At 44.9% G+C, this 18179-nt stretch carries 17 protein-coding genes; 2 read left to right on the forward strand and 15 right to left on the reverse strand.

Annotation, left to right across the window (positions count from 1 at the left end; all coding sequences use genetic code 11):
• Positions 1-76: 76 nt before the first annotated feature.
• From RWO08_RS06790 to RWO08_RS06800, 3 genes are read right to left on the reverse strand one after another with little or no spacing between them, the layout of a single operon-like run.
• Positions 77-2023 (reverse strand): fructose-specific PTS transporter subunit EIIC, encoded by a 1947-nt coding sequence (locus RWO08_RS06790; RefSeq protein WP_314211592.1) that lies wholly within the window; start codon positions 2021-2023, stop codon positions 77-79.
• A gap of 28 nt (positions 2024-2051) precedes the next feature.
• Entirely contained in the window at positions 2052-2969 is a 918-nt protein-coding gene (gene pfkB, locus RWO08_RS06795) for a 1-phosphofructokinase (RefSeq protein WP_291427537.1), read from the reverse strand.
• Positions 2970-2974: 5 nt separating this feature from the next.
• Positions 2975-3721 carry a DeoR/GlpR family DNA-binding transcription regulator gene (locus RWO08_RS06800; protein ID WP_070756664.1) on the reverse strand — a complete coding sequence of 249 codons (747 nt, stop codon included), beginning with the start codon at positions 3719-3721 and terminating at the stop codon, positions 2975-2977.
• Between the two features lie 252 nt (positions 3722-3973).
• Here RWO08_RS06800 and RWO08_RS06805 point away from each other — a divergent pair, with 252 nt between their 5' ends.
• Positions 3974-4906, forward strand: coding sequence for an ABC transporter ATP-binding protein (locus RWO08_RS06805; protein WP_314211593.1), 933 nt, complete (start codon positions 3974-3976; stop codon positions 4904-4906).
• Positions 4899-5621: a lantibiotic ABC transporter permease gene (locus RWO08_RS06810; RefSeq protein WP_291427535.1), complete on the forward strand. Its 723-nt coding sequence runs from the start codon at positions 4899-4901 to the stop codon at positions 5619-5621. The genes RWO08_RS06805 and RWO08_RS06810 overlap by 8 nt, the downstream gene beginning before the upstream one ends.
• 112 nt (positions 5622-5733) lie before the next feature.
• On the opposite strand, the gene tuf is transcribed toward RWO08_RS06810, so the two are convergent.
• The 12 genes from tuf to RWO08_RS06870 form a co-directional block, all read right to left on the reverse strand.
• Entirely contained in the window at positions 5734-6921 is a 1188-nt protein-coding gene (gene tuf / locus RWO08_RS06815) for an elongation factor Tu (RefSeq protein WP_070756672.1), read from the reverse strand.
• Positions 6922-7083: 162 nt separating this feature from the next.
• A complete protein-coding gene (gene fusA / locus RWO08_RS06820) occupies positions 7084-9174 on the reverse strand; it encodes an elongation factor G (protein WP_291427534.1) in 2091 nt (696 codons plus the stop codon).
• Positions 9175-9266: 92 nt separating this feature from the next.
• Complete coding sequence (gene rpsG, locus RWO08_RS06825) at positions 9267-9737, reverse strand: 30S ribosomal protein S7 (RefSeq protein ID WP_023392495.1); 471 nt, start codon at positions 9735-9737, stop codon at positions 9267-9269.
• A gap of 38 nt (positions 9738-9775) precedes the next feature.
• Positions 9776-10189, reverse strand: coding sequence for a 30S ribosomal protein S12 (rpsL, locus tag RWO08_RS06830; protein ID WP_023392496.1), 414 nt, complete (start codon positions 10187-10189; stop codon positions 9776-9778).
• A gap of 261 nt (positions 10190-10450) precedes the next feature.
• On the reverse strand, positions 10451-11089 hold the full coding sequence (locus RWO08_RS06835) for an MmcQ/YjbR family DNA-binding protein (protein WP_291427533.1): 639 nt from the start codon (positions 11087-11089) through the stop codon (positions 10451-10453).
• A complete protein-coding gene (locus RWO08_RS06840) occupies positions 11086-11610 on the reverse strand; it encodes an NUDIX domain-containing protein (RefSeq protein WP_291427532.1) in 525 nt (174 codons plus the stop codon). Before RWO08_RS06840 ends, RWO08_RS06835 begins: the two co-directional genes overlap by 4 nt.
• Positions 11611-11614: 4 nt before the next feature.
• Positions 11615-11899 (reverse strand): GNAT family N-acetyltransferase, encoded by a 285-nt coding sequence (locus RWO08_RS06845; protein WP_291427531.1) that lies wholly within the window; start codon positions 11897-11899, stop codon positions 11615-11617.
• Positions 11900-11979: 80 nt separating this feature from the next.
• Positions 11980-12453 (reverse strand): ASCH domain-containing protein, encoded by a 474-nt coding sequence (locus tag RWO08_RS06850; protein WP_291427530.1) that lies wholly within the window; start codon positions 12451-12453, stop codon positions 11980-11982.
• A gap of 130 nt (positions 12454-12583) precedes the next feature.
• Positions 12584-13228: an MgtC/SapB family protein gene (locus RWO08_RS06855; RefSeq protein WP_070756781.1), complete on the reverse strand. Its 645-nt coding sequence runs from the start codon at positions 13226-13228 to the stop codon at positions 12584-12586.
• A gap of 34 nt (positions 13229-13262) precedes the next feature.
• Complete coding sequence (locus RWO08_RS06860; RefSeq protein ID WP_291427529.1) at positions 13263-15326, reverse strand: extracellular solute-binding protein; 2064 nt, start codon at positions 15324-15326, stop codon at positions 13263-13265.
• Positions 15327-15435: 109 nt separating this feature from the next.
• Entirely contained in the window at positions 15436-17142 is a 1707-nt protein-coding gene (locus RWO08_RS06865) for an iron ABC transporter permease (RefSeq protein ID WP_023392503.1), read from the reverse strand.
• Positions 17143-17153: 11 nt separating this feature from the next.
• Positions 17154-18161, reverse strand: a complete 1008-nt coding sequence (locus RWO08_RS06870) for an ABC transporter ATP-binding protein (RefSeq protein ID WP_291427528.1) — start codon at positions 18159-18161, stop codon at positions 17154-17156.
• Positions 18162-18179: the final 18 nt, after the last annotated feature.

An 18179-nucleotide genomic window follows, 5' to 3' on the forward strand; every position in this document is an offset into this window, starting at 1 on the left:
CTCCTTGCCAGGTGCTTTTTTAGGCTTAATGAAACCATAAAAAAGAAGCCAAGACCGCAGTCTTGGCTGTTTGAGCTTATTTTTTGTTTTGGTTACGTAAGGTCAAGCTCAAGAGGAAGGCCCCTAAGAAGCTGGCACCAACCCAAATCGCTAAATAGAGCAATGGATTCGTTACACCACCCGCTAACATAGCGAAGACCCCGCCGTGTGGCACCTTGCTGACGATACCAAAGAGCATGCTTAAGGCACCCGCTACACCGGCAGAAACTGCCAATGGTGGAATAACCTTCAATGGGTTGGCTGCAGCAAATGGAATAGCCCCTTCCGTGATGAAGGCTGCACCCATGACATAGTTAACTAGAGCTGAGTTACGTTCTTCTTCTGGCCAGAGGTTTTTGTTGAGGGTTGCTGCCAAGGCAATCGCCAACGGTGGCACCATCCCACCAACCATAACGGCTGCCATAACGTTTGAACCTGCGCCTGCTGATTGTGTCACTAAGGCAGTCCCTGTAACGTAAGCGGCCTTGTTAATTGGACCACCCATATCAATTGACATCATGGCACCGACTAAGAAACCTAAGACTAAGGCTGAACCTGTGCTCATACCGTTGAGGAAGTCTTGCAATCCTTGCATAACAGCCCCCATTGGGCCGTTCACAACGAAGAGCATGAGGAAGGACATAATCAGGACCCCAAAAACTGGGAAGAGGAAGATTGGTTTCAAACCTTCAAGTGATTTTGGTAGCCAAGCAAAGGCTAGACGGAGGACATAGATAATCCCACCAGCCAAGAAGCCGGCTACTAAGGCGCCTAAGAAACCTGACGGAATGCTTTTCTCAAAGAGACCTACCGCTCCAAAGTCAGACAAGACAGATGGATTAGCTAAAATCCCACCCATAAAACCAACAACCAAACCAGGACGGTCAGCAATTGAATGACCGATAAAACCAGCTAACATTGGCAACATCATAGCAAAAGATAATTTACCTGTTACAAAGAGGAATTGCGCTATTTGATTATAGCTAGCATCTTCAGGGTTAAAGGAATTAATCCCCCAGAAGAAGGACAAGGCAATTAAAATCCCACCAGATACCACAAACGGCAACATATGAGAAACCCCGTTCATCAAGTGCTTGTAGAATTGACGACCAATGGATTCTTTACCGACTTCAAGGTCTGCGGCGCCAGCACCTTCTGCTGCGTGGTAGATTGGCGCCTCTGCTTTTGCCGCTTTAGCTACTAATTCATCAGCTTTGTGGATACCATCTGCTACTTTAGTGACAATGACTGGTTTGCCGTTAAAGCGCGCCATTTCAACTTGCTTATCCGCTGCTACGATAATGGCTGTCGCCTTTTTAATATCGTCAGCAGTCAAACGGTTGCCGACACCGGCCTGCCCGTTGGTTTCAACTTTAATCTTGATACCTGCGGCTTTCCCGGCTTGTTTGAGCTTTTCTTCTGCCATAAAAGTATGGGCAATCCCAGTTGGGCAAGCTGTTACGGCCAAGACATAGACATCGTCTTGCGCAGGACTTGCTGGCTCAGCCGCAGTAGCTTGGGCTGTTTCTTCTGCTTCCGCTGCGGTAAAAACTGCCACTACTTCTTCAGGGGTTTTTGCTACTGCTAAAGCTGCTTTAGTTGCTGGTTGCATGAGGACAGAAGATAATTTAGCTAAGGCTTGCAAGTGCTCGCCACCACCACCTGCAGGGGCTGCAATCATGAAGACAAATTTGGCAGCTTGGCCATCAAAGCTCTCCCAGTCAATCCCTGCGTCACTACGCCCAAAGACGATAGCTGCTGATTTGATTGATTCATGTTGAGCATGAGGAATGGCAATCTCATCGCCGACACCTGTTGTTGATTGGGCTTCGCGGGCTTCTAAAGCGGCCACATAAGCTTCAACGTCGGAGACACCGCCAGCTTGGTGGAAGCGCTCTGCCAAATACTTAAGCGTTGATGGCTTATCTGTTGTACTCAATTGGAGGTCCATAGCCTCTTTAACAAATAATTCTGATAATTTCACTTTCTATTTCTCCTTTGAATTTCCTAGGCTAATGCGCGACAACATGAATTTGATTTACTAGGTCATCAATCAATTGACGTTCAGCTATCCAAACCGAATAGGCTGTCGCACTCCCGGTAGCAGCACCACGTTTTAGAGATTGAGCAAAATCGCCTGTCTCCAAGTAGGTGGCCACAAAACCTGCCAACATAGAATCGCCTGCCCCGACTGAGTTAACCACTCTTCCCTTAGGGATATCTGAGCTAAAGACTTGGCCATCCTCAGTTAGAAGTAAGGCGCCCTCACCACCGCGAGATACAATAATGTGACGTGCTCCTAATTCCTGAAGTTTCTTGGCATAATGGATTATTTCTGCCTCATCCTTCAAGCTAACCCCAAAAATCTCACCTAATTCATGATGATTAGGCTTGATGACAAAAGGTCGATAAGGCAAGCATTCGGTTAAGAGTTGCTTGTTGGTATCCAGCACAAATTTTGCGCCCCGCTCTTGGCAGAGTTTGGCGATAGCAATATAGGCCTTGACGTCAAGTCCAGGAGCCGCATTCCCTGCTAAGAAGACCACGTCATCTGAGCTTAAGTCCCGCTCAAAAATGGCCAATAATTCCGCAAACTTTTCCGGACTCACTTGGGGGCCTGCAGCATTGATTTCTGTCTCTTCTTGAGACTTGACTTTGACATTAACCCGCGTAATGCCATCCACTTCAACAAAAAGTGGTTTGACACCTTCTTGAATGAGGGTGTCTTTGATATATTGACCGGTAAATCCACCTACGAATCCAGTCGCGTAGTTGACATGCCCTAAGCGCTGTAAGACAAGGGATGCGTTGATTCCCTTACCTCCGGCAACATAGGCCTCTCCCTTGGATCGATTCAACTCTCCTAGCTGACATTGGTCAACCTGGATAACGAGATCGACGGCAGGGTTAAAGGTAATCGTATAAATCACGAAATTTAACACTCCTTCACTGTCGTGACTTGCACAAGAGGTGCCCGTTGCCCCTCTGTTAAGGCATGAGTGATAAGAATCGCCTCTTCCAAATTGGCGACATGACAGAAACTGACCCGTCCCATCTTGGAAGCATCCGCCAAAACATAGACTTGGTTGGCCTGCTGCATGGCTTGTTGCTTAAGGGCTGCCTCCTCCTGGTCTGGCGTCGTATAGCCCCATTCAGCATCCACCCCGTTCATGCCCATAAAAACATGGTCAAAACGATAGCGTGCTAGTTGAGCCTGAGCTTGCGCTCCAATTATGGCCCGCGTCTTGGGCTTAACTTGGCCACCTAACAAGATGACGGACTCGCCATAGTCACACAGCAAGTCAGCTTGACTGAGTCCATTGGTAACCACCGTCACACCCTGCCCAACCAAATGCGGTATCATAGCCAAGGTCGTGGTGCCTGCGTCTAGGTAGATGACCTGGCCTGCTGTCACCTGTGCGGCTGCTGTCTCAGCAATAAGGGCCTTGTCACTACTATTCCGCCCTAGCTTTTCCTTATAGCTAGATTCGCGATCCAAATGATAGACCCGTTTGGCACCGCCACGAACTCGCACCAGGCGCCCTGCTTCTTCCAACTGAGATAAATCCCGCCGTATAGTGGACTCTGATACTGACAGCTTGGCCATCAAATCTTGTAGGCTGACAACATGCGCTTGCTCTAGTTCTGATAGAATTAGTTGATGTCGCGTTTGAGTTAACACTCTTATCACCTCACACCCCGATTATACACCGCTTTCGGTCATCTTTCAAGCGTTTTCGGTCATTTTCATTCATAAAACGGTCATTTTCATTCAAATGCAAATTTGCCGGCGCCTCACTTTGGTATAATTTTTTGCTTTCAGAAAACACCCTTGCTCTCTTCCAAAACTTTAGAAAGATTTGAGAATTGCTTGAGAGATATTTGAAATTCACTTGATAAGCTAGAGATAAGAAATAAGCAAAGGAGTAAGATCATGGAAGATATCTTAGTCATTCAAAATCTTAGTAAGCATTATGGCGACCAAGTGGCTTTGGACTCGCTCAGCCTCAAGCTAAAGAAAGGAGAAATCTATGGCCTAATCGGTCAAAACGGAGCGGGTAAAAGCACCTTAATCAAATTAATTACCCAAATAATCGCACCAAGTCAAGGCACCGTCTCCATTTTGGGCTCACGCACCCCTAAAGAGTGGACTACCGCCCTCCACCATGTAGGCTCTGTCATTGAAACACCTGTGGCACACCAGCATCTATCTGCCTACGACAATCTCCGTTTTTATTGCCTGGATCGTGGCATCAAAAAGCCGGATAGTCTGATTAAGGAGACCTTGTACTATGTCGGCTTAAGCCAAACTGGTGCCAAAAAATTTCGGGACTTCTCTCTGGGAATGAAACAACGTCTGGGTATCGCCATCGCTATCCTGTCTCGACCTGATTTGCTCATCTTAGATGAACCAATCAATGGTCTCGATCCTGTCGGCATTCAAGAATTTCGTGAGATGGTCCTCCGCCTTAACCGTGAATTAGGCATGACCCTGATTATTTCAAGCCATATCTTGTCAGAATTATATTTGGTGGCTAGTCGCTTTGGCTTCATTCATCAAGGACGGCTCATCCAAGAGCTTTCCAAGGATGACTTCGACCGCGAAAGTGGCGACTATATTATCCTCCAGTCCCAAAAGACTCAAATGGCTAAGGACTTCGTTCAAAAACAGCTAGGCTTTAGACTTAAACCGAGCCATCAGACCGACCAATTGCAGTTAATCGGCAAAGCAGAGGATATACCAGAACTGGCTAAGGCCTTGGTTTTAGCTGATATTCCAATCAGTGCGCTCTACTACGCTCATAAAGATTTAGAGCGATACTTTACCGATTTAATTCAAGTTCAAGGAGGAAAACAGTATGCTTAATAGTATCAAAGCCGATTATTACCGTTTAGTCCGCTCCGTCGGATTTTGGGGGATTCAAGCCTTCTGTGTCCTGGGTATTCTGCTAGCCATTTTTACTTCGCGAGTTACTACTTCTAGTTCTGGCTTCTTCTTCGCCATGGATGCCGTGTCTTATAACATAGGCCTACTTTTTATCGCCTGCAATGTGGTGACCACCCTACTCTTAGGAGTCGACCTTAACAACAAACTCTACCATAATAATCTGACTACCGGTAAAACCCGTGGCCAGTATTACCTAGCTAAGTCTCTGACCATTGCTAGTCTTATTCTCTTACAATTTTTCCTTCTCTACGCAGCAGGTTACGTCATCGAATTCTTACGGTCAGGGGGCCAGATGGGGAGTCTACCAGCGGATTTTTGGCCTAAGTTTCTGATTACCTTCCTGATTCAGTGTCTTTGTACCTATGCTTGGTTCTGCGTTACCAGCTTCGTCCTCTTCCTGACCCGCAACTACAGTATGGTCTTTATTGTCTACTTTACCGTTTTTATTTTCTTGAAAATCCCTGGCGAATTGATTGACCCAAATAATGATTGGTTTAAGGCTATTGTCATGGAATTTGTCTATGAGAGTACAGCTAGCTTTAGTATGACTAGCAAAACCGCTATATTCGCCTTTGCCTTAAGTCTCATCTTCACTCTCGCCGGCATCTATACCTTCAAGCGCCGCGACCTCTAAAACCTATCTACAAATAAAGTCCCCCTATGTCATCTGACACAGGGGGCTTATTTTGGATATAGAAAAAGGGCCTCCGAAGAGACCCTTTTGGAAAGGCATATTAAGCTTAGAATTAAGCTAAGACTTTAGATACCACACCGGCACCTACAGTACGGCCACCTTCACGAATAGAGAACTTAGTCCCTTCTTCGATCGCGATTGGGTGGATCAATTCAACAACCATTTGTACGTTGTCGCCTGGCATAACCATTTCAGTACCTTCTGGTAAAGTAACAACACCAGTTACGTCAGTTGTACGGAAGTAGAATTGTGGACGGTAGTTAGAGAAGAATGGAGTGTGACGACCACCTTCTTCTTTAGACAATACGTACACTTCAGCTTCGAACTTAGTGTGTGGAGTGATTGAACCTGGCTTAGATAATACTTGACCACGTTGGATTTGGTCACGAGTTACACCACGTAACAAGGTACCAACGTTGTCCCCAGCTTCAGCGTAATCCAATAACTTACGGAACATTTCAACACCGGTAACGGTAGTCTTAGAAGTTTCTTCTTCGATACCAACGATTTCAACTTCGTCACCAACGCGAACTTGACCACGTTCAACACGACCAGTTGCAACAGTACCACGACCAGTGATAGAGAATACGTCTTCGACTGGCATCATGAATGGCTTGTCAGTGTCACGTTCTGGTTCTGGAATGTAAGCATCAACTTGTTCCATCAATTCTAAAACTTTAGCTTCGTAGTTAGCGTCGCCTTCTAAAGCTTTCAAAGCTGAACCAGCGATAACTGGAGTGTCGTCGCCTGGGAAGTCGTATTCAGACAAGAGGTCACGAACTTCCATTTCAACTAATTCGAGCAATTCTTCGTCGTCAACCATGTCAACTTTGTTCAAGAATACTACGATGTAAGGAACACCAACTTGACGAGACAAGAGGATGTGTTCACGAGTTTGTGGCATTGGGCCGTCAGCAGCAGATACAACGAGGATCGCGCCGTCCATTTGAGCAGCACCAGTGATCATGTTTTTAACGTAGTCCGCGTGACCTGGGCAGTCAACGTGAGCGTAGTGACGGTTAGCTGTTTCGTACTCGATGTGAGAAGTGTTGATTGTGATCCCACGTTCTTTTTCTTCTGGAGCGTTATCGATTTGGTCGTATGAACGAGCTTCACCGAAACCTTGTTTAGCTAATACAGTTGCGATTGCAGCTGATAAGGTAGTTTTACCATGGTCAACGTGACCAATTGTACCAATGTTTACGTGTGGTTTAGAACGGTCAAATTTTTGTTTTGCCATTTTAATTTCTGCCTCCTAAAAATAGTTGAGTTTGTTTTATAGATTTCAATTAAATCTATCAGTAGTATTATACCTAGAAATGGGGCAAAATTCAAGATTTTGCACCATTTTCTAGGCTTTGGGAATAACGCTTATTCGTTATTCCAAGCAAGTCCTGTCAGATTAGTCTTCTGACTTGCCGCCGTATTTCTTGATGATTTCTTCTGCGATTGACTTCGGCACATCTTCATAGTGGTCGAAGGTCATAGAGAAGGTACCACGCCCTTGAGTTGCAGAACGCAAGGTAGTTGCGTAACCGAACATTTCAGACAATGGAATCATACCTTTAACGATTTGAGCGTTACCGCGTACTTCAGAACCTTCAACGCGACCGCGACGAGAGTTCACGTGACCCATAACGTCCCCGAAGTATTCTTCAGGTACAGTGATTTCAACTGCCATCATAGGTTCCAAGATGCTTGGGTTAGCTTTCTTAGCAGCTGCACGGAGTGCTAAGGACGCCGCTACCTTAAAGGCAGTTTCAGAAGAGTCGACATCGTGGTAAGAACCATCGTAAAGCTTAGCTTTGATGTCTACCATTGGGAAGCCTGCGAGGACACCATTTTCCATAGCGTCTTTCAAACCAGCTTCAACCGCTGGGATGTATTCACGAGGAACCACACCACCGACGATTGCGTTTTCGAATTCGAAACCAGCACCTTCTTCGTTTGGTGTGAATTCGATCCATACGTGACCGTATTGACCTTTACCACCAGACTGACGAACGAACTTACCTTCTGCTTGAGTTGCAGAACGGAAGGTTTCACGGTAAGAAACTTGTGGAGCACCCACGTTAGCTTCAACCTTGAATTCACGACGCATACGGTCAACGATGATATCCAAGTGTAACTCACCCATACCTGCGATAACTGTTTCACCAGTTTCTTGGTTAGTGTAAGCACGGAAGGTTGGGTCTTCTTCAGCCAATTTTTGTAAGGCTACACCCATCTTATCTTGGTCAGCTTTTGATTTAGGCTCAATCGCTACTTCGATAACTGGTTCTGGGAATTCCATAGACTCGAGGATTACTTCGTTCTTCTCATCACAGAGAGTGTCCCCAGTAGTAGTGTCTTTCAAACCAACAGCTGCCGCGATATCCCCAGAGAATACTTCAGGAATTTCTTGACGGTGGTTGGCGTGCATTTGTAAGATACGGCCGACACGTTCACGTTTGCCTTTAGTAGCGTTTTGAACGTAAGAACCGGATTGTAAAGTACCAGAATAAACACGGAAGAAGGTTAAACGACCTACGAATGGGTCAGTCATAACTTTGAAGGCCAAAGCAGAGAATGGCTCTTCATCGCTTGCATGACGTTCTACTTCAGCGTCAGTATCAGGGTCAATCCCTTTGATAGCTGGAACGTCTAATGGAGATGGAAGGTAGTCGATAACCCCATCCAACATTAATTGAACCCCTTTGTTCTTGAAGGCAGAACCACAGAATACTGGGTAGAAGTCCGCTGCAACAGTTGCTTTACGGATTGCTGCTTTCAAGGTAGGTACGTCGATTTCTTCGCCTTCCAAGTAAGCCATCATGAGTTCTTCGTCAGTTTCAGCAACTGCTTCAACTAACTTAGTACGCCATTCTTCAGCTAAATCTTGTAAGTCACCTGGGATTTCGATTTCTTCAATGTCAGTCCCTAAGTCGTTAGTGTAGTTGTAGGCTTTCATTTCCACTAAGTCAATGATACCTGAGAACTCATCTTCAGCACCAATTGGTAATTGAACTGGATGAGCGTTTGCTTGTAAGCGTTCGTGCAAGGTTCTTACAGAGTATAAGAAGTCCGCACCGATCTTGTCCATCTTGTTGATGAAGACCAAACGAGGAACACCGTAAGTGGTAGCTTGACGCCATACGGTTTCAGTTTGAGGTTCTACCCCAGACTGAGCATCCAATAAGGCAACGGCACCATCAAGAACCCGGAGAGAACGTTCTACTTCGACAGTGAAGTCCACGTGCCCTGGTGTGTCGATGATGTTAATCCGGTGGTTAGCCCATTGCGCAGTAGTTGCGGCAGAGGTGATGGTAATCCCACGTTCTTGTTCTTGCTCCATCCAGTCCATTTGGGAAGCCCCTTCGTGGGTTTCACCAATTTTGTGGATACGGCCGGTATAGTACAAGACACGTTCAGTCGTGGTGGTTTTACCAGCATCGATGTGGGCCATGATACCAATATTACGAGTTTTCTCTAGCGAAAATTCTCTTTTTGCCATCTTTTTGTTTTACCCCTTTTCAGTTGTTTTGAGAGTGTGCATAGTAGTCAAAAACCACTAGCTTATAACAGCTAGTGATATGACTGAAAATCTTACCAACGGTAATGAGCGAATGCTTTGTTGGCTTCTGCCATTTTATGCATGTCTTCGCGTTTCTTAACTGATGCACCAGTGTTGTTAGCTGCATCCATGATTTCACGCGCTAAACGTAATTCCATGGTCTTTTCACCACGTAAGCGAGAGTAGCTTACCAACCAACGGATGGCTAAGGTGTAACGACGTTCTGGACGTACTTCAACTGGTACTTGGTAGTTAGAACCCCCTACACGGCGAGCTTTAACTTCTAATAATGGCATGATGTTTTCGATTGCTTGTTCGAAAACTTCCATTGGGTCTTGACCGGTTTGTTCGCGCACGATATCGAAAGCAGCATATAAGATAGTAGCAGCTTTACCGCGTTTACCATCGAGCATTAAACGGTTAATTGTGCGAGTAACTAATTTTGAATTGTAGAGTGGATCTGGCAAAACTTCGCGTTTTGCGATTGCACCTTTACGAGGCATTCAAAATCCTCCTTTCTGAATGTTTAATGATGAGGCTCTTAGCCTTTAGGACGTTTGGTACCGTATTTAGAACGGCCTTGTTTACGATCGTTAACACCAGCAGTGTCAAGCGCACCACGAACGATGTGGTAACGTACCCCTGGTAAGTCTTTTACACGACCACCGCGGATTAAAACAACGCTGTGTTCTTGTAAGTTGTGACCGATCCCTGGAATGTAAGCTGTCACTTCCATCAAGTTAGACAAACGTACACGGGCATATTTACGTAAAGCTGAGTTAGGTTTCTTCGGTGTCATGGTCCCCACACGAGTACATACCCCACGTTTTTGTGGAGAGTTGTTGTTCGTTTGGGTCTTCTTGAAACTGTTGTACCCTTTGTTTAATGCAGGTGAGTTTGACTTAACGACTTTGGTTTTACGAGGTTTATTAACTAATTGGTTAATAGTTGGCATCCAAGCTCCTCCTCCCTTTGCTTTAATCTAGTCCACACATCCAAGTGTGCCATTTTTATGGAAAAATAATAATGTTGCTTCTATACCAGTCAGCACGACTGAATTTCAGGAATCTCGTATAAAAACACCTCTACTAATGTACCAATAAAATCCTCTTTCGTCAAGGGGGTATGGAAGACTTTTTTGCGACTTGCTCGAATTTTTTGAGCAGTCCTGCTAAAAGTAAAAGGCCCCACTAGCAAGCAGGGCCTTCTTATATCCTTATTTCTTAACTAAGCTATAGCTTTCTGCTAGCAAACTGGTCAGCTGATCCCAATCCGTCTGTGCATCCAGAAGTAGGCTAAACCAATGTTTCTTGTTCATATGATAAGCAGGGAAATAGCGACAGTTATCAATGCGCCCAAGAATCTGGTCGGGCTGGCCCTTAAGATTAAGCACTAGCACCTGGTCAGTCCGCGAACTCGTTTTATCTAACCGACAATAGTCGACCGGCAAAAAGATACCAAATAGCTTATCGACCGTCGGCACCTTAAAGCCTATTATTTCCGGATGGCGCTTAAAGGGATGGGCTGGTGCCAGCCCGTAAGTCGCCTTCACATGTTCCACCAATCGCTCTACTAGCGGATTGTCTTGAATCTGCTGGCCTAAAATCCGATTGAGAATATCATCCACTTGCTGGCGTAGGGCTGTTACAAGGGCCCCACTGGCACTGGCTACCTCAAACAAGGTGTAGGGTTCCTCCATGGCCAAATCATAGACCACCAGTTCTAGCTCCTGGTCTGACATAGTCATTCGAAGCTCAAATTCCCCTTCGGCCAAGACATGGCGTGCCTGGCCATTTTCAAAACCCCATTCTGCTAGTGTGGCCTGGCTCAAAGGCTGACCTAGTTTTATCTTCATTTGTCAACCTCCTCTCTCAATGCTAACAACTTGCTGGCAACTGCCTGCCAACGTTCCCAGTCGCCCGGCACAAGTTTGGCCTGCCATTGCTCCAACTGGTCTGGCGCTAGCCAAACCCAGGCCTGATTTTCCTCTGGGTCCAAAACAAGTGCGGGCGCCAGATCCGCTAAAACAATTCCGTAAATATCTAGCCACCAATTGTCATAGCGATAGTCCTCCAACCAGACTAAGTCATGGGGCGTCACCTTAATCCCAGTCTCCTCCCATAACTCGCGACAAGCAGCAAGTTCCGAGCTTTCGCCTGCCAAAACTGAGCCATTGGCGCCAAATTCCCAATTATTAGGATAATGGGCCTTACCATGACTACGCTGGGTCAGTAGAATCTGACCCTTTGCATCCATTACCAAAACGCGCGCCACCAGATGATAATGACCTGGTGGGATGAGGGCTTCTTGCCCCCTCAAATGTCTGATGCCAGTCAATTGCTTATTGACATCGACTAGTTCCCATACTTCTGGCATCCGACTAGTCCTTATCGGCATTGACCGCATCATACTGCGAGTCACGTTGGAACTTAGCTACTACATAAGAGCATTCTGCCTTAATCTTTTTGCCTTCAGCCTTCATAGCCGCTACTAAGGTGTCCAAGAGTTCTTGGGCGACACCCTGGCCACGCAAACTATCGTCCACAAAAGTATGGTCGGCAATGACCACCTTGGGATCCTCTGTCGGCCGATAAGTAATCTCAGCTACGACTTCTCCTGCTGCATTATAGCCTTCAAATCCTCTTTCTGTTCTTACAAATTCCATTCTTTCTCCTCCTTATTTTTCCCAATATATCATATATGATATATTGGTCTTTTTCTGTCTAGATTTTTCGAGCCAGTAAATCAGCCTAAGCTCGCCTCTGGCAAGCGGTAAACTACCTGGAACTCTTCGAAAACCAGTTCCTGTTCAGGGGTAAAAACCTGATTGACTAAGCGAAATTCTGCTTCAAAGAAAGACCAATGGGCCTGGCGCCAATATTCTAGGCTAAGGTCGCCCTCTCCTTCTTTTCTAGCCCAAGCTTCGGTCACTTCTTCATAGGGCATGGTGACCACCCCCGTGGTCTGAATGACACATTGAGCCTGGTTACGGCTATTCAGAATGACGCTATAGCTTCCAACTTCCGGCAGGGGCTCATCCTCTACCTCATAGAGCAATTTGGCTGAGCAGGTGGCCGTCTTCTTGCCCGCCATGACCAGCTGTGCCAAGGGGTCCGCAATGACACTGCCCGGTCCACCGAAACTAAAAGCCTCATAGGGCGTATCCTTTGCCAGCCCCTGACGCCTACAAAAATCCTGCCACATGACTTCACTGCGCATCTCGCTCGCCTCCTGATTCTTTTCTCTTATTATAGCATGTTTTACATTGTAAATATCCATAACTACTTCAAATCTGTTCATTCAATCTCACAAAAACGACTAAGCGCGATGCACTTAGTCGGTAAATGGCTTATTCCGATATAGATACCAAACGAATTTTCCGGATATCTGGGTGGGCAGCTAGTTCTTCAATTAATCGGGGCAAAGATAATTCTTCAGGGACATGAACCGTAAAAATATTACGATAAAGTCGGCGCCCTTCTGAATTTTCTACATCAAATAGAATATCTGTCACCTCAATTCCTCGTGATTCAAAGAACTGAGTCAGAAACTCCTTGGTTGCCACTCGATGAATGTATTTTATTTCTAGTCGCTTAACATTGGGCATATGAACAATACGTCGAATAATTGTAAGCGAAAACATAACTGCCGCACAAGTCAAAAGAGCAATCTCATAATATCCCATGCCGATCGCAATCCCCATTCCGGCTGTCGTCCACAATGAGGCTGCCGTAGTCAATCCTGCCACACGTTGCTTAGTAACGATAATAGTCCCGCCACCAAGGAAACCAATCCCGCTGACAATGGGTGCTAAGAGTCTCACTTGGTCTACTCTAATCTCTGGATGCACTTGTAATTTTTCATAGAAAACAGCTGCTTGAATCATCGAAATTGCTGCTGCACCAATACATACCAAAATATGTGTCCGCAAACCAGCTGGACGGTTCTTCTTCTGCCGGTCATATCCTATTAATCCGGCACACAGAATCGCCATAAAAAGTCGCAGACTAACCACTTGATAATCCACTTTATTCCTTCTTTCTTTGCTTTTCTATGGCTTGCGCTACCGCAGCACCTAGATTCACTTCATTTTGTAAGGCATATTCTTCTGCCCATATCCCAAAGCGAGAACCAGTCTGAAGATTGGCCCTTAATTGACTTAACCACGGATATTCAGCTTGGATAACAGGATTATTGACAACTGAACTAGTTGGCAATAGCCCACCTAGTAATGCAAGAGGTTTGGCTACTTCATCACTATAGAGCCACTCAAGAAAGTGTCCTACTTCTGGACGTTTAATAGCAGGTTTAGACACGCAAAGTACTCCGCCACCTAAGAGTGGGCGCCCTCCTGGAATGGCTGAAACACCAATATCACTCGAATGGAAATGCGACGCACTCCCTACTAAATCACTCCCGTAGTTGGAGAAAATGATTTCCATAACAGAATTCCCACTGGCAAAGTTTGCTGCCGCATCTCCCCACCAACCATCGAAAACCTGTGCGCTATTCGCAAGACTCTCTTGATATGCTTTTAAACACTCTAAGAAGATTTCCGTCTCAGGTGTGGTTTCATCTAACTGATGGGCTTTCTCTAGTAAACGCGGAACGAAGTCTGCATAGGTAATTAGGGGGCCACCCTGGATAAGCGAATGCCCAACGAGCCCTTTCTTAAATTGAGCTTCCTGTATGAATTGGCTAATTCGGTCAAAAGCCGCAAAAGTCGTTGGCACTGCTAATTGCTCTCGATAACGTTCAAAATACTCTCGTTGTATTAATTTATCTTCAAAAAACTGCTTATGGTAGAACAACATTTGCAAACTGATATCTAGCGGCAAGGCGTACTGATATCCCGACACATGGGTATATTCCTTAGGGATCCCTTCTATTAGAGATTGGTTAATCCTTGCCACTTGAGGTATAGAATCTAAGCGAGCAAAAGCGGACCAATCCACACTTCGCATTCCCGCTATATCCAAACGGACAATATCTGCATCAATCGGTCCATATTGATTTAGGAGAGCATACATAGCCTCGTAGCCCAATTCTTCAACCTGAACAGGAACCCCATACACTTTCTTATAGCGTTGGGCAATCTTCTTAATTGCTTGAGTCATGGGCGTTCCAATGGTCAGAAAACGCAATGGCTTGCTTTCTTTTAATATGGACGGGCTAGATACAACTGAAATATCAACTGGCAAAATTTCGGATTGGTAAACTTGTCGGCATACCTGTTGTAGAGCGCGATATCCCAGTTGTTTCAAGTTTAATGCACCACCTGGGCACTCATGAAAGGGCGTAGGTTCACCTAACACAATCACAGAGCACTTAAGCGGTAAATACAACCAATTACTCAGCTCTTCCAGCTGCTCCTTGTAACTAGGGCTCAATGCAACTACTATGTCATTTTCTGTCAAGTCGTCAAGTATATCGGCTAGTTCAATCCACTTATAATCTCCTTCAATTCCAATGACAGTTATCTCACTTTCAGGTAAAAGTGACTGAATCAAAGATTCATAGGCGGCCTGAAAGCCCTGCCGATCGCTCAATACAACCACTCGCTGGTTCCCATCAACCCAAGCTCTTAGCATATGACCAACCGTCTCCTGATTAAAATCGATATAGTATACGCGAGAGGATAGAGGTTGCTCTGCTATTAGACAGTCTACCAAAAGTAAAGGGGTGTCAGCTTTATAATTATCCAAAATTGCCTGCTTCGGCGCCGCCCCAAGGCAAAAAATTGCGCTCGGTATTGCAGTAGCCAACTGTTCTACAAGATTATCTAAGTCTTGACGCATCCGAAAATAGGTCAACTCAATTTTATAGTCGGTGCCACTTATAGCGAGATAGGCACCAGAAACAAAGGAATCATATTTTCGTCTCAATTCAAATGGGATAATCAAATGGATAACCTTTGACATCCCCTTACGTAAGGTTTGCGCTGACTCGTTGACATAATATCCTAATGCTCTAGCAGCATCCTCAACCAGCTTAATTTTCTTAGCGCTCACATTCCCGCGCTTATTTAATACATTCGAAACCGTCCCGTGTGATACGCCAGCTTTGCGCGCAATATCATCCATCGTTGCCATTCCCATCACCTCACTAACACAAATTATAGCACGCACTTATGAAAAAATCAGCATAACTACAGCTGCAGTTATGCCGATTTATCGCTCATATTACTGAATCAATCGCCAATTACTTACGTAACTTCTTCGGAGGTTTCCGATCCTTAGTACGCGTTAAGTATAGTGAGGTTGATGTCATAATCATTAAGACCACTGTATAGACGAAAATCATGGCCTTGGCACTAGTCGTAGCCGTTTCCGTACTTGCCGACCGCACGACAATTCCCAACGGAGTGAAAAGCGGATGGTAAAGGAAAACGGATAGGTCGTAATCCGCTAACAGAGAATTAAAATTGAGCGCCATTACTGACATGAGCACCGGTAGCAAGAATGGAATAATCACCCGCGTCATGGTATAGAAGGTTGACGCCCCCATGCTCTTAGCGGCCTCTTCCATATTATTATCAATACTGAAGAAAGCAGCCCTCGTCATCCGATATGAGAATGGCATTTTCACTACTACATATGCAATTAGCATAATCGCCAAGGTTCCAATCAGCACTCGATTGAAAACAACAGCTTGCGGGTTATTGAAATAAAAGAGAAAGGCTACAGCAATCATGGTGTTTGGCAAAATCCATGGCATTAAAGCGCCCCATTGAAATAGCTTGTCTACTTTGTACTCAGCCTTATGAACTAACCGGGCAATAACAACCCCCAAGAGCGTCACAATCACTGCAGCCAAAGCAGCATACACAATGCTGACTACATATGGCATAAAAGATTCCGCATTGGTAAAGAGTTGGCTATAGTTTTTCAAGGTGAAATTACTAAAATCAAGTTGCCCTTTTTCAATAGCCACTGGGTCTTGGAAGGAGAACAAGATAATTAGCACTACCGGTAGCATATAGATTAAGAACAGAACATATGCCACTAAATGAGCAATTGCATTCCACAGAGGAGATTCAATCTTTTGCTTTTTGAGTCGAGCCTTCGTCTTGCTTATTGAGATGTAATTCCCATTCCGCTCAATACGACTTAGTACTACTAGAAGTGTAATTGTCATAATAGCTAAGAAAATTGCTAAGACCGCTGCAATATCTTTTGAACTACTAGACTTGGCAAAAGTGATAATCATAGGGTTAATGGTTTGGAAGTCCGCTCCCCCTACAATCAGCGGCGCCGAAACTGCCGATAGCCCCGATAAGAAAGTAAAGATCGTCAAGGCAAAAAGAGTTGGTTTCAGGGTTGGTAAAACTATCTTCCAGAAAACTGTGAAAGGCTTAGCCCCCATATTTCGCGCTGCTTCAATCGTGTGGTAGTCTACGTTTCGAACTGCACTAGTTAAAAACATAATATGGTTGGAAGTACTAGAAAAAGTTGCTACAAAGAGTACAGCTGCGAATCCTACAAACCATTGCCGATTAAATCCCGGAATAAAGCTTGCCATCGCATTAGTTAAGAAGCCAGTATCCCCATATAGGAATTTGTAGCCAGTAACTAAGACAACCCCACCATATATCAAAGAGGTCATATAGCCTATCTTAAGCATTTTTGCCCCTTTCAGATCCCAATACTCGGTAAATAAAACTACTAAAGTCCCTACTACATTAATAGTGACCACCATAGAGCATGCTAAAATAAAACTATTAAAAATACTCTTTAGAGCTCGTTCAGATTTCAGGACTTTTTCAATCGCTCTAAAGGATACTTGTCCGTTATTGACGAAGACTGTATAAAGCAAATTAAAGTTAGGCAAGACAATAAAGGCCAGAATCAGCCAAACTAGCAATAAGCGCAAAGCAATCTTCTGTACGATTTTACGGTCGAATTTCATAGGAGTACCTCCTAAAACTGCAGAATATCTGCAGGATTCATAAAGACAGAAATTTCAGACCCAATCTCACGTTTAGAGAACCCATCATTTTTATCAATAATATGAATATGCTTTCCATTGGTTAACTTGACGGTGTACTTGAGAAGAATACCATCAAATTCCATATCCAAGACAACCCCTTTAGTCTCCACATCATTTGGATAGTCTCGATTGAAACGTACACGTTCCAATCTAATATAGCCGGCCTTATCCTTAAAGGCATGGCCTGAAGATTGGCTCAGCATCTGCATAGTGCCCTCATCAAGACGATTGTTATCTCCAATAAAGTCACAAACAAACTCTGTTTGAGAAGCGTTATAAACTTCACTCGGTGTGCCGACTTGTTCAATTTTCCCGTTATCGAATACGGCTATGCGGTCAGAAAGTGTCAAGGCCTCTTCTTGGTCATGCGTAACATACAAAGTCGTAATTTTGAAGTCCTTTTGGAGCCTCTTGAGTTCCTTACGCAAATCAACCCGAAGCTTAGCATCTAAGTTGGATAGAGGTTCATCAAGGCAGAGAATCTTAGGCTCTAAAACAAGTGCACGCGCTAGCGCCACACGTTGTTGTTGTCCCCCAGATAGTTCCGAGACATTGCGCTGCAATTGCTTCTCGGTAATCTTAATTTTCTTAGCAACTTCATTTACTTTCTCACGGATAATTTCCGGTTTTATCTTCTTGACTTTGAGACCAAAAGCAATATTTTCGTATACTGTCATAGTTGGGAAGAGGGCATATGATTGGAAGACAATTCCAATCTCCCGGGCTTCAGGCTCTAATCGCGTAACATCCCGGCCACCTACTTCAATCTTACCGCGCGTTGGAATATTAAAGCCCACCAGGGCGCGCAAGGTCGTTGACTTGCCACAACCTGAAGGGCCCAAGAAGGTGAAAAATTCACCTTCTTGAATCTCTAAATTCAGGTTGTCCACAGCCACAAAATCACCATAACTGATTTGGATATCTGTGAACTTGATCATTGTGTAAACTCCTCTTCT

Source organism: uncultured Abiotrophia sp., from assembly GCF_963520105.1.
GTDB lineage: Bacteria > Bacillota > Bacilli > Lactobacillales > Aerococcaceae > Abiotrophia.